Source organism: Pantoea sp. CTOTU50773 (genome assembly GCF_032082325.1).
GTDB classification, from domain to species: Bacteria; Pseudomonadota; Gammaproteobacteria; order Enterobacterales; family Enterobacteriaceae; genus Pantoea; species Pantoea communis.
The window spans coordinates 1-15,926 of record NZ_DAMDQC010000095.1; the positions used below are offsets into that span (position 1 = coordinate 1).

The 15,926-nt window shown below is 57.8% G+C and carries 19 protein-coding genes; all 19 read left to right on the forward strand.

Annotation, left to right across the window (positions count from 1 at the left end; genetic code table 11):
• The coding region (locus tag RT340_RS14995) for an HlyD family secretion protein (RefSeq protein ID WP_313376819.1) at positions 1–1,019 on the forward strand (1,019 nt) is incomplete at its 5' end.
• The gene (locus RT340_RS15000; protein ID WP_283216021.1) at positions 1,016–2,386 is read left to right on the forward strand and encodes an efflux transporter outer membrane subunit; all 1,371 of its coding nucleotides are present in this window, start codon (positions 1,016–1,018) and stop codon (positions 2,384–2,386) included. The genes RT340_RS14995 and RT340_RS15000, both read left to right, overlap by 4 nt.
• A gap of 231 nt (positions 2,387–2,617) precedes the next feature.
• Positions 2,618–3,010, forward strand: coding sequence for a hypothetical protein (locus RT340_RS15005; protein ID WP_313376822.1), 393 nt, complete (start codon positions 2,618–2,620; stop codon positions 3,008–3,010).
• A 197-nt stretch (positions 3,011–3,207) separates the two neighbouring features.
• A complete protein-coding gene (locus tag RT340_RS15010) occupies positions 3,208–3,939 on the forward strand; it encodes a beta-ketoacyl synthase chain length factor (RefSeq protein ID WP_313376824.1) in 732 nt (243 codons plus the stop codon).
• Positions 3,929–4,729: a 1-acyl-sn-glycerol-3-phosphate acyltransferase gene (locus tag RT340_RS15015; protein ID WP_313376826.1), complete on the forward strand. Its 801-nt coding sequence runs from the start codon at positions 3,929–3,931 to the stop codon at positions 4,727–4,729. The genes RT340_RS15010 and RT340_RS15015 overlap by 11 nt, the downstream gene beginning before the upstream one ends.
• 3 nt (positions 4,730–4,732) lie before the next feature.
• Entirely contained in the window at positions 4,733–4,990 is a 258-nt protein-coding gene (locus tag RT340_RS15020) for a phosphopantetheine-binding protein (RefSeq protein WP_034820252.1), read from the forward strand.
• 11 nt (positions 4,991–5,001) lie between these two features.
• Entirely contained in the window at positions 5,002–5,256 is a 255-nt protein-coding gene (locus tag RT340_RS15025; RefSeq protein WP_034820249.1) for an acyl carrier protein, read from the forward strand.
• Between the two features lie 8 nt (positions 5,257–5,264).
• The gene (locus RT340_RS15030) at positions 5,265–5,825 is read left to right on the forward strand and encodes a hypothetical protein (RefSeq protein WP_313376830.1); all 561 of its coding nucleotides are present in this window, start codon (positions 5,265–5,267) and stop codon (positions 5,823–5,825) included.
• Complete coding sequence (locus RT340_RS15035) at positions 5,822–7,147, forward strand: AMP-binding protein (RefSeq protein ID WP_097119586.1); 1,326 nt, start codon at positions 5,822–5,824, stop codon at positions 7,145–7,147. The genes RT340_RS15030 and RT340_RS15035 overlap by 4 nt, the downstream gene beginning before the upstream one ends.
• Positions 7,134–7,481 carry a hydroxymyristoyl-ACP dehydratase gene (locus tag RT340_RS15040; RefSeq protein WP_313376833.1) on the forward strand — a complete coding sequence of 116 codons (348 nt, stop codon included), beginning with the start codon at positions 7,134–7,136 and terminating at the stop codon, positions 7,479–7,481. The genes RT340_RS15035 and RT340_RS15040 overlap by 14 nt, the downstream gene beginning before the upstream one ends.
• Positions 7,475–9,169, forward strand: a complete 1,695-nt coding sequence (locus RT340_RS15045; RefSeq protein ID WP_313376835.1) for a glycosyltransferase — start codon at positions 7,475–7,477, stop codon at positions 9,167–9,169. Before RT340_RS15040 ends, RT340_RS15045 begins: the two co-directional genes overlap by 7 nt.
• Complete coding sequence (locus RT340_RS15050; RefSeq protein ID WP_097119589.1) at positions 9,162–9,578, forward strand: acyl-CoA thioesterase; 417 nt, start codon at positions 9,162–9,164, stop codon at positions 9,576–9,578. Before RT340_RS15045 ends, RT340_RS15050 begins: the two co-directional genes overlap by 8 nt.
• On the forward strand, positions 9,575–10,186 hold the full coding sequence (locus tag RT340_RS15055) for an outer membrane lipoprotein carrier protein LolA (RefSeq protein WP_409566156.1): 612 nt from the start codon (positions 9,575–9,577) through the stop codon (positions 10,184–10,186). The genes RT340_RS15050 and RT340_RS15055 overlap by 4 nt, the downstream gene beginning before the upstream one ends.
• Positions 10,152–12,473: an MMPL family transporter gene (locus RT340_RS15060; protein ID WP_211727768.1), complete on the forward strand. Its 2,322-nt coding sequence runs from the start codon at positions 10,152–10,154 to the stop codon at positions 12,471–12,473. The genes RT340_RS15055 and RT340_RS15060 overlap by 35 nt, the downstream gene beginning before the upstream one ends.
• Positions 12,470–13,045: a DUF3261 domain-containing protein gene (locus RT340_RS15065; protein WP_211727769.1), complete on the forward strand. Its 576-nt coding sequence runs from the start codon at positions 12,470–12,472 to the stop codon at positions 13,043–13,045. Before RT340_RS15060 ends, RT340_RS15065 begins: the two co-directional genes overlap by 4 nt.
• Positions 13,042–14,199, forward strand: a complete 1,158-nt coding sequence (locus RT340_RS15070) for a beta-ketoacyl-[acyl-carrier-protein] synthase family protein (protein WP_211727770.1) — start codon at positions 13,042–13,044, stop codon at positions 14,197–14,199. Before RT340_RS15065 ends, RT340_RS15070 begins: the two co-directional genes overlap by 4 nt.
• Positions 14,192–14,665 (forward strand): hotdog family protein, encoded by a 474-nt coding sequence (locus RT340_RS15075; RefSeq protein ID WP_097119594.1) that lies wholly within the window; start codon positions 14,192–14,194, stop codon positions 14,663–14,665. The genes RT340_RS15070 and RT340_RS15075 overlap by 8 nt, the downstream gene beginning before the upstream one ends.
• Complete coding sequence (locus RT340_RS15080; protein WP_034820202.1) at positions 14,662–15,393, forward strand: 3-ketoacyl-ACP reductase FabG2; 732 nt, start codon at positions 14,662–14,664, stop codon at positions 15,391–15,393. The genes RT340_RS15075 and RT340_RS15080 overlap by 4 nt, the downstream gene beginning before the upstream one ends.
• Positions 15,393–15,926: beta-ketoacyl synthase N-terminal-like domain-containing protein (locus tag RT340_RS15085; RefSeq protein WP_313376840.1), on the forward strand; the 534-nt coding region annotated here is incomplete at its 3' end. The genes RT340_RS15080 and RT340_RS15085, both read left to right, overlap by 1 nt.

The following is a 15,926-nucleotide window of genomic DNA, read 5'->3' on the forward strand; positions in this document are numbered from 1 at the left end:
CTTTCGGCAGCGGCGTCGTGATCGTTGGCGTATTGGTGATTTTATACGCCTGGCAGCTGTGGCCGTTTACCAGCACGATTCAGTCAACGGAGAACGCCTATGTGCGCGGGCAGGTCACCTTTATCAGCCCGCAGGTCAGCGGCTATCTGACCGACGTGAATGTGGTGGATTTACAACCGGTCACCAAAGGGCAGTTACTGATGACCATTGACGATCGTATCTATCGCCAGCGCGTGCATCAGGCGCAAGCGCAGCTGGATATGAAAATCGCTGCGCAAAACAATAACCAACAGCAACGCCGCAGTGCGGAAGCCAATATTCTCAGCAATAAAGCTGCGCTGGAGAATGCCAAAGCCCAGGCGCTGAAAAGCAGCCTTGACCTGAAGCGTGTAGAAAATCTGGCGGCCGATGGGTCGCTCTCCGTGCGTGAACGTGACGCGGCGCGTGCCGCTAACGCGCAGGCGCAAGCGCAACTTCGCCAGGCAGATGCGCAGGTTGCGGTATCGCAGCAGAGTTTACAAACGGTCATCGTGAATCGCGGTTCCCTGGAAGGCGATGTCGCCAGCGCTAAAGCCGCACTGGAACTGGCCAATATCGATTTGGCCAACACGCGCATCATTGCGCCGGATAGCGGACAACTGGGTCAATTGTCGGTGCGTAAAGGCACTTATGTTACGGCAGGCACACGCCTGACCTCAGTGGTGCCGGACAACAAGTGGGTGATCGCCAATCTGAAAGAAACACAGCTGGCACGTGTGCGTCCAGGATTACCCGTGACGATTCGGGTTGATGCACTGGACGGCAAGCGTTTTGACGGCCGGGTTGAATTTATTTCCCCCGCCGCCGGTTCGGAATTCAGTGCCATTTCACCGGACAATGCCACCGGTAACTTTGTGAAGATCGCACAGCGTATTCCGGTACGTATTCAAATCCTCGGCGATACTGAAGAATTGCGTCCCGGCATGTCGGTTGAAGTCAATATTGATACTGCAGCAGAGCCGCACAAGGATGCGCCATGAAGCGGTTAATCCTCGCCTCGCTGATGACGTTGATGGTTAGCGGCTGCGCGACAGAAGTGGAAAAGGCCCCATCATCCTTACCGATCCCGGACAGTTGGCGCCAGCAGGTTGGCCCATCGGCAGCACCCGAAGCACAGTGGTGGCAACGCTTTGGCGACGATAACCTTAACCGCTTAGTGAACCAGGCGTTGCAACATAACAGCGATATCCTGATTGCCCGTTCACGGGTCGATCAGTACCGCGCGCAATTGCGTGCTGCGCAGGGGGATAATTTCCCCACGCTATCCGCCGGGGTTGCCGCCACACACCAGCGCGCATTGTCGGCAGTAACCGGGCAACCGTATGAGAATGCCGTCTTCCAGGGACTGCTGCAGGCAAACTATGACGTGGACCTCTGGGGCAGTCGCAGCAACAGCATTCTTGCTTCGCAAGCGTCTCTGGATGCCCAGCGTGCTGCAGCTTCCGCGGCTGAATTAACGGTGGCCAGTTCGGTGGCCTCCGGTTACCTCAGTTTGTGCGCGCTGGACGAACAATTGCGTGTCACCGAAGCGACGCTGGCCACGCGTGAAAACTCGTTAAATCTGGCGCAGCGCCAGTTTGAAACCGGCTATACCTCACGACTGGAGTGGATGCAGGCGGCATCGGAATATCAGACCGCGAAAGCGCAGGTGCCGCAGTTACAGCATCAAATCGAACAACAAGAGAATGCACTCAGCGTGCTGGTGGGCATGAATCCGCGCGAGATTGCCCGTACCCGCAACTTCGACCATATCAAACCGCAGACGCTGCCGGCGTTGTTGCCGTCTCAGCTGCTCAACCGCCGCCCGGATATCGTGCAGGCACAGCGTCAGTTGATTGCCGCGGATGCCTCGCTGGCTTCGGCGCAGGCCGATTTATTGCCTTCACTTAATCTGACGGCGACCGGCACGCTGCAAAGTTTTCAACTGCATCAGTTACTCGAGAATCCCTTCCGCCTGTGGAGCATTGGCGGCAGCATTCTCGCACCACTATTAAATCGCGAAGCACTGACGGCGCAGGTGGATGTGGCGATGGCCGCACGTAACCAGGCGCTTTATGGCTATGAGAAAGTGGTACGCGGTGCCTTTTCGGATGTGGATAACGCGTTGGATGCCATTCGCCGCAGTGAGGAACAGCTGACGGAATTGCAGAAGCAAGAAGGCTATGTGACAGAAGCATATCGCATCGCACGTAATCGTTATCAGAACGGTTATGCCTCTTATCTGGATGAACTGGACGCGCAGCGCACCTTGTTTAACACTCAGCTCAATATTGTCTCAGTGAAAAACACTCTGTTGCTCGCACAAATCGATCTTTACCGATCGCTAGGCGGCGGCTGGCAGGGCTAAACATCATGCCACAAGCCGGTTTTGTGGCAGATTTTACGCTGTAAACCCGGCAATTTCTGCTTTTGCCATGAAATGAGGCGCTGCTTAAGTCATTCGTGCTTTTTTTTACTTGTCTTTACATATAGTGGTATTATTCGCGCGCTTTACAAAGTCTGAACGGATCAGTGCAAGTTCAATTACGCACACGGTCGCCATTAGTGGTGATTGGCTACGACAGGGGAAACAAAGGAAATGATGAAAAAAAAAGCGGCGCTTGCCTTAATCGTGACAGCGGCATTAATGACGGGTTGCGCACCGCGCACCGCGCCCATTCAGAACGTGAGCCAGACCGTTGGGCAGAGCTACACGGATAGTCAAATGCAGCGCGCCATTGTTGAAGCCGGTGCGGCCAACCACTGGGTGATTTCCCCGGCAGGCCCAGGCGTGATGAACGGTAAGCTGTCCGAGCGCGGTCATACGGCCGACATTCGCATCACTTATGCTGCAAACAGCTACCGCATTGATTATGTGAGCAGTACCAATCTGAAAGCGGGCAGTGGCCAGATCCATCGTAACTACAACCGCTGGATTCAGAATCTGAACCAGGGTATTCAGACGCGTCTTGCGGTTCAGGCCGTAAAATAAGCGCCATGCGTGATCGCTGACATAATGTTTTAAAGAAAGCGCTAACGCTGCCGAAAGAGAAAACAGGCGGGCCACGTGCCCGCCTTGTTAATCGGCGACATTCGCATGAGACGGATGACGGACTCGAACGCAAGCAGGGAAGGGATGCCGCACAGCGAAAATCTGACCATCCCTGAGGCTGAAGAAAGAATACAGGTATGAAACTCGCTTACACCCTGGTTGACTGGCACGCGATTGCACCAGGTCACAGCACTGCCGATGAGTGGCAGCACTGGGCCGGACAGCAAACCGCGTTGGACGCCACCCTACCGATCGCCAAACCCCAATTTTTGCCGATGATGACTGCACGCCGCCTGAGTGCGGGCAGCCGTGCGGCTGTGGAAAGCGGGCTGGCGCTACTGGCACGTCAAACGATGGATGCCATTGTGTTTACCAGCCGCCACGGTGAGCTGGAACGTAATCTGCGCATACTCACGGCGTTAAAAGATCAGCAGGCGCTCTCTCCGACCGATTTTGCCATGTCCGGACACAACTCTGCGGTGGGGAGTTTAACCATTGCGGCGCGACAGTCGCTGGTCTCTTCGTCAATTTCAGCGGGCATGGACAGTTTTCAACAGGGTTTGCTTGAGGTCGCGGCTTTGCATCAGGCGGGCTACGCGCAGGTGCTGCTGGTGGATTTTGACGGCGTTGTACCTGCCTATTATCAGCCGTGGCTACCCGAAATTGACCGCTTCAACGCCCCTTACGCGGTGGCTTTGTTGCTGCAATCTGGCAATGAGTGGCGCTGCACAGCAGAGCCCGCGCGCCCCGCAGCCGAGACTTTGCCGCAAAGTCTGCAATTCCTGCAGGCGATGTTGCAAGGTGACGAACGAATGACGATTGCCGGTAAACGTCACCTGTGGCACTGGGAGCGTCATCATGGCGGATAATTCGTTAGCCCTGCGCTGGCGTGCTGGCTGCAACTTTTACTGGCGACTGGTGATGACTGCCGTGAGTTTTACGCTGTTCAGCGTGGGCGGTCTGCTGCTGTCTGTGACCTGGTTTAACCTGCTGTTGCTGATTCAGCGCGATGGCCTGCGTCGTCGTCAGATTGCACGCAGCAGCATTGCCTGGAGCTTCCGCTGTTTCCTGCGCTTTTGTCGCTTTGTCGGTGTCTACGATTATCGGATCATTGGTGCGGAGCTACTGCGCCAGGATCGCGGCTGTCTGATTGTCGCCAATCATCCTTCGTTAATTGATTATGTGATGATTGCTTCGGTGCTTCCGGAAATGGATTGTCTGGTAAAAGCCGAACTGCAGCACAATATTTTTTTTAATGGCGTCATTAAATCTGCCGATTACCTGATTAACAGCGAAGCCGATACCTTGTTGCCCGATAGCCAGCAGCGTTTAGCGCGCGGCGATACCATTCTGATTTTTCCTGAAGGGACGCGTACCCGTTATGGTGAACCGTTAAAGCTGCAACGCGGTGCCGCCAATATCGCGGTGCGTGCCGGATGCGATCTGCGCGTGGTACATATTAGCTGCACCCAGCGTATGCTCGATAAGCAAAGTCGCTGGTATCAGATTCCGCTGGTTAAACCCGTTTTTACTGTACGCGTACAATCGCGTATTGATAGCCAGGCCTTTAGTGAAGCCGAAGAAGATGCGCAGCCGCTCGCCGCGCGTCGCCTGACGCGTCACCTGCAACAGGCGCTGGTCCCTGAAGAGACAAAGTAAGTTATGCAAGCACTGATTGACGACATCAAACTGATGATTATCGACACGCTGAATCTGGAAGATATCAGCCCGGACGATATAGAAACCGACGCCCCCTTGTTTGGCGAAGGGTTGGGACTCGATTCAATCGATGCCCTTGAGCTGGGACTGGCGGTGAAAAATCGCTTCGGCGTACAGCTTTCTGCAGAAAGCGAAACCTTACGCGCGCACTTTTTTTCCGTGGCCACGCTGGCCGCGTTTGTTGAACAACAGCAAGCCTGAGAACAGTCAAAATGATGAATAAAGACGAAATTTACCAGGAAGTGGCCTCGCTGCTCACCTCGCTGTTTGAAATTGATGCCGATGATATCCGCCCGGATGCCCGTCTGTATGAAGATCTCGAACTCGACAGCATTGATGCGGTGGACATGGTGGTGCACCTGCAAAAGCGTACCGGCCGAAAAATCAAACCTGAAGCCTTCCGTGCGGTTCGCACCGTGCAGGATGTGGTGGATGCCGTCGATCAACTGATGCGCGACGAAGCCTGATTTCCGGCATGCCAGCCTTTCTGCGCCTGATAAATGGTCTGGCCCTGCTGGCCTGGCCGTTTCTGGTGTGGCTTGCCGTCACCCATCCGCAATGGCGCGGCGTGATTGCTCTGTTAGCCCTGCTGTTTGGTTGGCGCATCTGGCAGTTACGTCATGCGCAGGGCGCGATGGGGCGAGTGATGCTGTCGCTGGCGCTGGTGGGGACCTTACTGTGCCTCGCCAGCATGCTGTTGCGCAGTCAGCATTTGTTGCTGTGGTATCCGGTGGTGGTGAATGGGCTGATGCTGCTGCTGTTTGGCACATCTTTGTGGAGCCCGATGCCGCTGGTCGAGCGTTTAGCGCGGCTGCGTGAAGCGGATTTCCCCGCGCGGGCCGTGCGCTATACGCGGCGCGTGACACAGGTATGGTGTGGATTTTTCATTATTAATGGCAGCGTGGCGTTGGTCACTTGCCTGCTCAATGATCTCTCGCTGTGGACACTCTGGAATGGGTGCATCAGCTATCTGCTGATGGGCACGCTGACGGGCGGCGAATGGTTGCTGCGTCAGCGTATGAGGAACAAGGCATGAAGGTGGTGAGTATCCGCGACTGGCTGGCTGCGCCGGATCGCGTGGTGGCCTGGCAAGGGCAGCAACAGCATTGGTTATCGGAGATGCGTCAGCAGGTGCTGGCGTTAATGGAAAAACTCCAAAGCCAGCCGGGTCAGCACTGGGCGTTGTGCTTCGATAACAGTTATCACTTCACGGCGGCGCTGCTGGCGTTATGGCACGCCGGTAAAACCCCGGTGATCCCCGGACATTGTCGGGCCGCGCAGCTGGAAGAGATGGCAGAACAATTGGATGGCGTGATCAGCGATATGCCGCTGGCGGTGTCCCTGCCACAATTGCGCTGGGACGGTGCACTGGCGCTGGGCGAACTGCCTGCCATCGCCGAAGATGCCGAACTGGTGCTATTCACCTCCGGTTCCACCGGGACGCCGCGTCGCGTGGTGAAATCACTGCGTGCACTCGATCTTGAAGCGCAATGGCTGGCAGCGTTATGGGCCGACCGTCTGCAGCAATGCCACGTGATTGCGTCAGTGAGCCATCAACATCTGTATGGCCTGACGTTTCGCATTGTGTTGCCGATGGCGCTGAGCTTGCCACTTGCCGCTCAGCAAATTTTTTACGGTGAACAGCTCGCCGATCAGCGTCGCGATCGTCGCTATGCCTTTATCAGTAGCCCGGCTTTTTTGCGTCGCCTGGATTCTGCCCTGGATGCACCTTCATGTGCGCTGATTGTTTCGGCTGGCGGGGCATTGCCCTGGGCTGATGCACAGCACGCTCAGCGCGCCTTTGAGTGTGCGGTGGATGAGATTTACGGCAGCACCGAAACTGGCGTGATCGGCTGGCGCTGTGTGCAGGCGGAAAACGCCCCGTGGCACTGTTTCCCCCAAGTTAAGCTGGTACAGCAGGAAGCCGGCTGGCGGGTGTTTTCAGCTCTGCTGGAAACCCCTGAAGGTTGGCCGCTCGACGATCGCATCGTGCAACAGCCCTCCGGCGTATTTCAGCTGGCGGGGCGTCAGGATCGGGTGGTGAAGATAGAAGATAAGCGCGTTTCACTCAGTGAGATCGAGCGAAGACTGCTGGCCTTACCCGGCGTAGAAGACGCGGCCGCTCTGGCGATTCAGCGTCACGGACGCCAGGCGATTGGCGTGGTGCTGGCTTTGCCGGACACGCTGGATGCCGCAACGCTGACCCAACGCAAGAAACAATGGAAAATCGCGCTACAACCCTGGCTGGAGCCAGTCGCCATGCCGCGTTACTGGCGTGTCGTCAACGCGATTCCGGTTACGGCGCAGAGTAAACGCGCCTGGCCCCAAATTGAGGAACTGTTTGATGTTGCCGGTTGAACTCAACGCCCTGCAGCAGGGCGCAACACTGACGCTGCGCCTGCATGCTGCCGCGGATCTGTTTTGGTTCCGCGGCCACTTCCCGACCTTACCGATTTTACCCGGCGTGGCGCAGCTCGACTGGGCTTTACATTACGGCCTGTCACGCCTGGCCATCGGTAAACACTTCCGTTCAATTGAGAACATCAAGTTTCAGCAGCCGGTGCCGCCTGATGCGAAGCTAGAGCTGCAGCTGAGCTGGCAGGAAGACAAATCACTGCTGAGCTTCAGCTACAGCCTGATTTACGCGGACAGCACTGAGATTGCCAGCAGCGGGAAGATTCGCCTGTGCTGAATGCGCCTTTCAAACCCTGTGTGCTGATTCCCTGCTACAACCACGGCGCCATGCTGGCCTCGGTGCTGGCGCGGCTGGCTCCCTTTAATCTGCCGGTGATTATCGTCGATGACGGCAGTGATACGCAGACTCAGCAGCAGATCGCTGACCTTGAGGCTCCACAGCTGGATATCCTCACCTTACCGGTTAATCAGGGCAAAGGTGCGGCGGTAATCGCCGGGATGCGCCGGGCCGCCGCAGCAGGATACAGCCACGCGCTACAACTCGACGCGGATGGTCAGCATCAGGTGGAAGACACGCCGCGCATGCTGGCGGAAGCGGAAAGCCATCCCGATTGCCTGATCTCCGGCCAGCCTGTTTACGATGATTCCATTCCGAAATCCCGCTTGTATGGCCGTTACATCACCCATTTTTGGGTGTGGATTGAAACGCTCTCTTTCTCGCTAAAAGACAGCATGTGCGGTTTCCGCGTCTACCCGCTGCAACCCTCATTGGCACTCTGCGATCGCCACCCGATTGGCCAGCGCATGGATTTCGACACCGAAATCATGGTGCGACTCTACTGGCAGGGCACGCCGAGCCGCTTTATCAGCACGCGCGTCACCTATCCGGAAAGTGGCCTGTCACATTTTGATGCCTTGCACGACAACCTGCGTATCTCATGGATGCACACGCGCCTGTTCTTTGGCATGGTGCCGCGCATCCCACAGTTACTGAGCCGGGGTAAAACGGCGCAGCACTGGGCCGCCACGCCAGAACGTCGGGGTCAGAGCGGGTTGCGTTTTATGCTGTGGTTGTATCGTCGCGCCGGGCGGCTGCCGTTTGTGCTGTTGCTATGGCCGGTGGTGGCGGTTTACTGGTTGAGCGGACGTGAGGCGCGTACCGCTTCTCAGCAATGGCTGACGCGGGTGCAGGCAGAAGCCAGTAAACAGCAGATTGCCCTGCCGACGCCGCTCAATAGCTATCGCCACTTTCTGCGCTTTGGTTACAGCATGCTGGATAAAGTCGCCAGCTGGCGCGGAGAGGTACAGTGGGGACGCGATATTGATTTTGCGCCGGGTGCCGAAGCGGTCATCCGTGCTGCGGAGGGCAAAGGACATTTGATCCTCGCGTCGCATCTGGGTGATATCGAGGCCTGCCGCGCCATGGCAAAGCAGGTCAGTGGGCTGGTGATCAATGCGCTGGTGTTTACCGATAACGCCCAGCGCTTTCGCGAGGTGCTGGAGAGCATTGCACCGCAGGCCGGGGTGAATCTGATGCCGGTCACCGATATCGGCCCGGATACGGCCATCCTGCTGCAGCAAAAACTGGATGCCGGGGAATGGGTGGCGATTGTTGGCGATCGCACCGCCGTGCATCGTCAGCGCGGGGGCGAACGCCGCGTGGTGTGGAGTGCATTTATGGGTCGTCCGGCACCGTTTCCGCAGGGGCCTTTTGTCCTGGCCGCCGCCTTACGCTGTCCGGTGCTGTTGATGTTTGCCTTACGGGAACAGGGCAGACTGCGAGTGCATTGTGAACCCTTTGCCGATCCGATCCTGCTGCCGCGCGCCCAACGACAGGCGGCGCTGCAGGCCACGGTGGATCGCTATGCCGAACGACTGCAGCAGCATGCGCTGATGGCGCCGCTGGACTGGTTTAACTTTTACGATTTCTGGACGTTACCAGAGGAGAAGAGCCGCGATGAGTGAACATATCTGGCGCGCTGAGGTTGAATTAACCGTGTCGTTCCACGACTGCGACCCGATGGGCGTGGTGTGGCACGGCAACTATTTCCGCTTTTTTGAAGTGGCGCGTGAAGCGCTGCTGCGCAGCATCAACTACAGCTACGGTGAGATGACCGCCAGCGGTTTTGTCTGGCCAGTGGTAGATACGCGTGTCAAATATCGCCAGCCGTTACGCTGTGAAGAGGTGATCCGCGTGGAAGCCCGCATTACCGAATACGAAAACCGCCTGCGTATCGATTATGTCATCCGCAATGTGGCGGGCCAGATCACCACCAAAGCACACACGCTGCAGGTGGCGGTTGATGCGGCAAGTCAGGAAATGAATTTCGTTTCACCCGATATTTTATTTGAACGCCTGGGAGTCAAACCGTGATCAGAACTCTTTGTCTGATGCTGACGTTGCTGTGTGCCAGCGCACAGGCCATCACGTTGGATCAGCTGCAGCAGCGTTTTGCCAGCCAGCCGGTGATCCGCGCCAACTTCGAGCAGGTGCGTACCATTTCTGGTATGTCGCAGCCGCTGGTGTCGCGTGGCCAGTTATTAATCGCCCAGCAACAAGGTTTGTGGTGGCATCAGGCCACGCCGTTTGTGATGACCTTGATTCTCGATGATAAGCGCATGGTGCAGAGCATGAGCGGTCAGCTGCCGCAGGTGATCACCGCCGACAGCAATCCGCAGATGTTTCAGTTCAATCATCTGCTGCGCGCCTTGTTTAAGGCCGACGAAAAGGTGCTGCGCGAGAATTTTGAACTCGATTTCCATGATAAAGGGAATGACCAGTGGCAGCTCAGCCTGACGCCTAAGGCGGCACCGCTGAACAAAATCTTCAATCGCATCGATCTACAAGGTGCAGCCTTCCTTAACAGCATTACGCTGGATGATAAGCAGGGCGATAAAACCGCCATCACCTTAAGTGATACCCGCACCAAGCCGAAACAACTGACTGATGAAGAGCGAGCGCGTTTTGCCCCAGCGCAGTGAGAAAACCGCTGCGCTGCTGTGGCTGGCGGTTTGTCTGGCATTGGCGGTGGCCCTGGCCATCCTGTTGCCGCGCAGCCAGCTGAACAGCAGCGTGCTGGCTTTACTGCCGCAACAAAATCTGGGGCAGGCACCCGCTGAAATCCAGCAAGGCTTTATGCAGCGGCTGGATCGTCAGCTGGTGTGGCTGGTGAGCGCCGATAACGATCACGGCGATGAAGCGGCAGAGTGGTGGCAAGCGCAGCTGCAGGCGCTGCCGATGCTGAAACAGGTGAGCGGTGCGCTGGATGATGACCAGATGCAGCGTTGGGGCACCTACGCCTTCCAGCATCGTAACGGCCTGATCGATTCGTTAACGCGCGCCCGTCTGCAAAACGGCGGTACGGCACAAGCCGACTGGATTCTGGCGCAACTGTTTTCAGCGTTTGCCGGTGTGAGCAGTAAAGAAATTCAAAACGATCCGCTGATGCTGGTGCGTGGCGCGCAGCTGGCACTGCAGCAGAATGCCAGCAAAATGGTACTGCATAACGGCTGGTTAACCGTGAATGACGCCCAGCAGCGCCGCTGGTATTTCCTGCACGGTGAACTGGCGAGCAATGCCTTTAGCATTCAGCAAAGTCATCAGTTGGTGACCGCCCTCAACCAGCTTGAACAGCAGTTAAAAACGCGCTGGCCAGATGCGCAGCTGTTAACGCGTGGCACAGTGCTGTTTAGCGATGATGCCAGCCAGCGCGCGCAGCATGATGTCGAGACGCTCGGCAGCGTCACACTGGCCGGCTTGCTGCTGCTGGTGTGGCTGGTGTTCCGCTCGCTGCGGCCCCTGGCGCTGTGTGCGCTCTCGGTGGCGATAGGCGCGATGGCGGGTACGGTGCTGACCTTGATCTTTTTTGGTGAGCTGCATCTCACGACTTTAGTGATGAGCCTCAGCATTGTCGGCATCTCTGCCGATTATACCTTGTACTATCTGACGGAACGCATGGTACACGGCGAACAAAACACGCCGTGGCAAAGCCTGCATAAAGTGCGCGCCACGTTACTGCTGGCACTGGGCACCACGGCGATTGCCTGGTTGCTGATGCTGCTGGCACCGTTCCCCGGTTTGCGCCAACTGGCGGTGTTCGCCGCCAGCGGGTTAAGTGCATCTTGCCTGACGGTGATCTGTTTTTATCCATGGCTGGTGCGTGGCCTGCCGGTGCGACCGATTCCCGGTATGGTGTGGCTGGCGCGCTGGTTAGCGGCATGGCGCCGCAACACGCTGTTAAAAGTCGGATTGCCACTGCTGGTGGCGCTCTATGCATTGAGCGGCATGATTCAGCTGCGCGTCGATGACGATATTGCTCATCTGCAGAGCGCTCCGGCTAAATTGCTGGCTCAGGATCGGCAACTGGCACAGCTCACGGGACAACAGGCCGACCAAACCTGGTTCGTGGTGTGGGGGGATAACGAGCAGCAGGCATTGCAACGTCTCAGCGCACTGACACCCAAGCTACAACTGGCGCAGCAGCAGGGCTGGATGGCAGGTTATCGCGTATTGCCGCTTAATTCGCTGGATCAGCAACAGCAGGATCTGCAGCTGTTGCAGCAGGCTGCGCCGAATATCCTGACGCGGTTAAAACAGGCGGGAATCACGTTAGCCAATGCCGATCTTGCGGCGATGCCAGTCAATGCCGATGACTGGCTGGCAAGTCCGCTGAGCGAGGGCTGGCGTTTGCTGTGGTTGTCGCTGCCGGATGGACGCAGCAGCGTGCTGGTGCCGGTCAATGGCGTGAAAAACAGTGCGGCGTTACTCGATTTAGCAACGCAGCAGGCGGGCGTGAGCTGGGTCGATCGCAAAGCCAGCTACGATGAACTGTTCCGTTTCTGGCGTACGCTGCTGAGTGGCCTGTTGGCGCTGGCGTTGTTGCTGATCACCGTCAGTTACATCGTGCGCCTTGGCCTGCAAGCGGGTTTACGCAGCGCCTTGCCTTCCTGGCTGTCGCTGGCGGCAGCGCTGGCAACATTAGGCTGGATTGGCGCCAGCCTGAACTTATTTGCCTTGCTGGCGCTGATTCTGGTGCTGGGCATCGGCATCAATTACACGCTGTTCTTCAGTAATCCGCGCGGTACGCCGCTGACCTCTATGCTGGCCGTCACGCTGGCGATGATGACCACACTGCTGACGCTGGGCATGCTGGTGTTCAGCAGCACAGCGGCGATCAGTGGTTTTGGTACGGTGCTGTGCAGCGGGATCTTTTGTGCATTCTTGTTAGCGCCGCTGGCGCTGGCACCAGGGAAAAGGAAGCAACGATGAAAACAGGTGCTTTGTTGTTGATGCTGAGCCTGCTGTTAAGCGGTTGTGCGCAGCATGACAGCCCATCCGAACGGCCCACCGCGTGGCTGAAACCGGGCGTGCGCGTCACGTTGCCTGCGCCGGGCATTTCACCCGCGTTTCAGCAGCAGCAACTGCTGACCGGCCACGCCAAAGGTAAAACCCAGTCACTGCTGGTGCTGTTAAGCGCCGATTCACAGCAAATCAGCCTGGCGGGTTTGTCCTCGCTGGGCATTCGCTTGTTCCGTGTGACCTATGATAAAAACGGGATTCATACGCAGCAGATGATGGCGCTGCCCGAAATGCCGCCAGCCAGCCAGGTGCTGGCAGATGTCATGCTGAGCCACTGGCCGCTCAGCGCATGGCAACCGCAGTTGCCGCCAGGCTGGCAACTGGTCGACGAGGGTGATCGTCGTGAGTTGCGCGATCCTGCCGGTAACGTGGTGACGTTGATTCGCTATCTGCAACGGGGAACCGTACGTGAACCGATCAGCATCGACCAGCGCGCCTTCGGTTATCAAATTCAAATTCAGCATCTGGACGCATCTTCATGATCTACATTTCGGCGTTTGGCATGGTGAATGCGCTTGGCAACTCACTGGAGCAGATTGCCGCGCAGTTAACCTCAGGCCACGCACCCGGCATGCAGCCGCGCGAAGGCTGGTTGCAGCAAGGTAAAACCTGCTGGCTGGGCGAGGTGCCGGGCGAACTGCCAGCTGTGCCCGCCGCACTTGCCACGCATAACACGCGCAATAATCAGCTGCTGCTGGCGGCGCTGGCGCAGATCCGTCCGGCCGTGGATGCGGCGATTGCCCGCTTTGGTGGTGAACGTGTCGCGGTGGTGCTGGGCACCAGTACCTCGGGCGTGGACGAAGGCGATCGTCAGGTTGACAGAGGCTTACCGGGTTACGATTACCGCATGCAGGAGTTGGGCGATCCGTCGCGTTTCCTGGCGCACTACCTTGAACTGGACGGCCCGGCGTACACCATTTCTACTGCCTGTTCCTCCAGTGCACGCGCGTTGATCAGTGGACAGCGCTTGATTGAGGCCGGTCTGGTGGATGTGGCGCTGGTGGGCGGTGCGGATTCATTGAGCCGCATGCCAATAAACGGTTTTGCCAGCCTGGATTCGTTATCCGAACGCCAGTGTGCACCGTTCAGCGCAGGACGTGACGGTATTTCTATCGGTGAAGCGGGGGCGCTGCTGCTGCTGACGCGTGAGCCGCAGTCGCTGGCGCTGCTTGGTGCGGGTGAGTCATCAGACGCCTGGCATATGTCGGCTCCGCATCCAGAAGGCATTGGCGCCGAGCAAGCGATGAAGATGGCGCTGAAGCAGGCCCAATTGCAGCCGCAGGATATCGGCTACATTAATTTGCACGGCACCGCGACACCACTCAACGATCAGGTCGAGTCGGGCGTGGTTCATCGTTTGTTTGGCGATAGCGTGCCCTGTAGTTCCACTAAGCACCTAACGGGCCACACGCTCGGCGCGGCGGGTGCGACCGAGGCGGCGCTGGCGGCACTCATCGTGCAGCAGAATCTGGCGTTACCGGCGCAGGATTTTAGCGCCACTACCCTGGATAGCACGCTGCCGGTTTGCGGACTGCTGACTTTGCCACAGCCGCTGGCGCGTCCCATCATCGCCTCAAACTCTTTTGCCTTTGGCGGGAACAACACCTGCCTGATTGTAGGAAAGCCTCATGACTGATTTTCTGCCGGTGGGCGACTATCTGCCGCACCGTGCACCGATGCTGCTGCTGGATCGCGTGATTCAGGTCAGCGACGAGCGTGTGGTGTGTGAAGTGACCATCAACCACCAGGGCGTACTCGCGCCGTTTCTTAATGCGCAGGGCGAGCTGCCCGCGTGGTTTGGCGTCGAGATCATGGCGCAGACCGTTGGCGTCTGGTCTGGCTTTCATGCCCGACAGCGCGGCGATCGGAATATCCGCCCCGGCATGTTACTGGGGGGACGCGGCTATCGTGCCGCTGCTGCCACCTTTGCCGCAGACAGCACGCTGCGGGTGGAAATGCATCTGCTGATGCGTGACGACAAGCTCGGTAGCTTTGAAGGCGAGATCCGCAGTCAGGATACGGTCCTTGCCAGCGGTCGGCTGAATACCTATCAGCCGGATGAACAGGAACTTAACCAATTACAACAAGGGATGCAGGCATGACGCGCAGCGTATTAGTGACCGGCGCCAGTAAAGGGATTGGCCGCGCCATTGCGCTTCGCCTGGCGCAGGATGGTTTCAACGTGGTGGTGCATTACCACCGTGATGCAGCGGGTGCACAACAGACGCTGGCGGACATCACGAATGCGGGCGGAGTGGGGCGCACTCTGCAGTTTGACGTGGCCGATCGCGAAGCCACACGCACGGCAATTGAAAACGATATCGCCGAACACGGCGCCTATTACGGCGTAGTGAACAATGCCGGTATTACGCGTGACGGCGCTTTCCCGGCCCTGACCGAAGATGAGTGGGACAGCGTGATCCACACCAACCTCGACAGCTTCTACAACGTGATTCATCCCTGTGTGATGCCGATGATTGGTCTGCGTAAAGGCGGCCGAATCGTCACCCTATCCTCGGTGTCCGGTATCATGGGCAATCGCGGTCAGGTGAATTACAGCGCGGCCAAGGCAGGGATTATTGGTGCCACCAAAGCGCTGGCCATCGAGTTAGCAAAACGCAAAATCACCGTGAACTGTATCGCGCCAGGTTTGATTGACACCGGCATGACGGATCTGGAGCCGATGGTGATCGACGAAGCGCTGAAAATCATCCCGATGAAACGGATGGGCGCGGCTGAGGAAGTCGCCGGGCTCGCCAGCTATTTGATGTCGGATATTGCGGGCTACGTAACGCGTCAGGTGATTTCAATTAATGGAGGTATGCTGTGATGCAGCGGGTCGTGGTAACCGGAATGGGGGGCGTCACTGCCTTTGGTGAAAACTGGCCAGCGGTGGCTGCGCGCATTAAGCAGGGGCAAAATGCAGTGCGTAAAATGCCGGAATGGCAGATTTACGACGGCTTACACACCTTGCTCGGTGCCCCGGTCGATAACTTCGAACTGCCTGCGCACTACACGCGCAAACGCATTCGTTCGATGGGGCGAGTGTCGCTAATGGCGACGCGCGCCACCGAGTTGGCGCTGGAACAGGCCGGCTTGATCGATCACCCGGTGCTGACCAGCGGGGAAACCGGTATTGCCTATGGTTCATCTACTGGCAGCACCGGCCCGGTCAGTGAATTTGCCACCATGCTGACAGAAAAACATACCAACAACATTACCGGCACCACCTATGTGCAGATGATGCCGCATACCACGGCGGTGAACGCCGGGCTGATCTTTGGCCTGCGCGGCCGGGTGATCCCGACTTCCAGCGCCTGCACCTCGGGCAGCCAGGCGATTGGCTATGCGTGGGAAGCGATC

Bases quoted from the DNA above. Each gene is read 5' to 3' on its own strand.
- RT340_RS15000 (WP_283216021.1), top strand. From the start codon at position 1,016: ATGAAGCGGTTAATCCTCGCCTCGCTGATGACGTTGATGGTTAGCGGC.
- RT340_RS15005 (WP_313376822.1), top strand. From the start codon at position 2,618: ATGATGAAAAAAAAAGCGGCGCTTGCCTTAATCGTGACAGCGGCATTA.
- RT340_RS15010 (WP_313376824.1), top strand. From the start codon at position 3,208: ATGAAACTCGCTTACACCCTGGTTGACTGGCACGCGATTGCACCAGGT.
- RT340_RS15015 (WP_313376826.1), top strand. From the start codon at position 3,929: ATGGCGGATAATTCGTTAGCCCTGCGCTGGCGTGCTGGCTGCAACTTT.
- RT340_RS15020 (WP_034820252.1), top strand. From the start codon at position 4,733: ATGCAAGCACTGATTGACGACATCAAACTGATGATTATCGACACGCTG.
- RT340_RS15025 (WP_034820249.1), top strand. From the start codon at position 5,002: ATGATGAATAAAGACGAAATTTACCAGGAAGTGGCCTCGCTGCTCACC.
- RT340_RS15030 (WP_313376830.1), top strand. From the start codon at position 5,265: ATGCCAGCCTTTCTGCGCCTGATAAATGGTCTGGCCCTGCTGGCCTGG.
- RT340_RS15035 (WP_097119586.1), top strand. From the start codon at position 5,822: ATGAAGGTGGTGAGTATCCGCGACTGGCTGGCTGCGCCGGATCGCGTG.
- RT340_RS15040 (WP_313376833.1), top strand. From the start codon at position 7,134: ATGTTGCCGGTTGAACTCAACGCCCTGCAGCAGGGCGCAACACTGACG.
- RT340_RS15050 (WP_097119589.1), top strand. From the start codon at position 9,162: ATGAGTGAACATATCTGGCGCGCTGAGGTTGAATTAACCGTGTCGTTC.
- RT340_RS15060 (WP_211727768.1), top strand. From the start codon at position 10,152: ATGAAGAGCGAGCGCGTTTTGCCCCAGCGCAGTGAGAAAACCGCTGCG.
- RT340_RS15065 (WP_211727769.1), top strand. From the start codon at position 12,470: ATGAAAACAGGTGCTTTGTTGTTGATGCTGAGCCTGCTGTTAAGCGGT.
- RT340_RS15070 (WP_211727770.1), top strand. From the start codon at position 13,042: ATGATCTACATTTCGGCGTTTGGCATGGTGAATGCGCTTGGCAACTCA.
- RT340_RS15075 (WP_097119594.1), top strand. From the start codon at position 14,192: ATGACTGATTTTCTGCCGGTGGGCGACTATCTGCCGCACCGTGCACCG.
- RT340_RS15080 (WP_034820202.1), top strand. From the start codon at position 14,662: ATGACGCGCAGCGTATTAGTGACCGGCGCCAGTAAAGGGATTGGCCGC.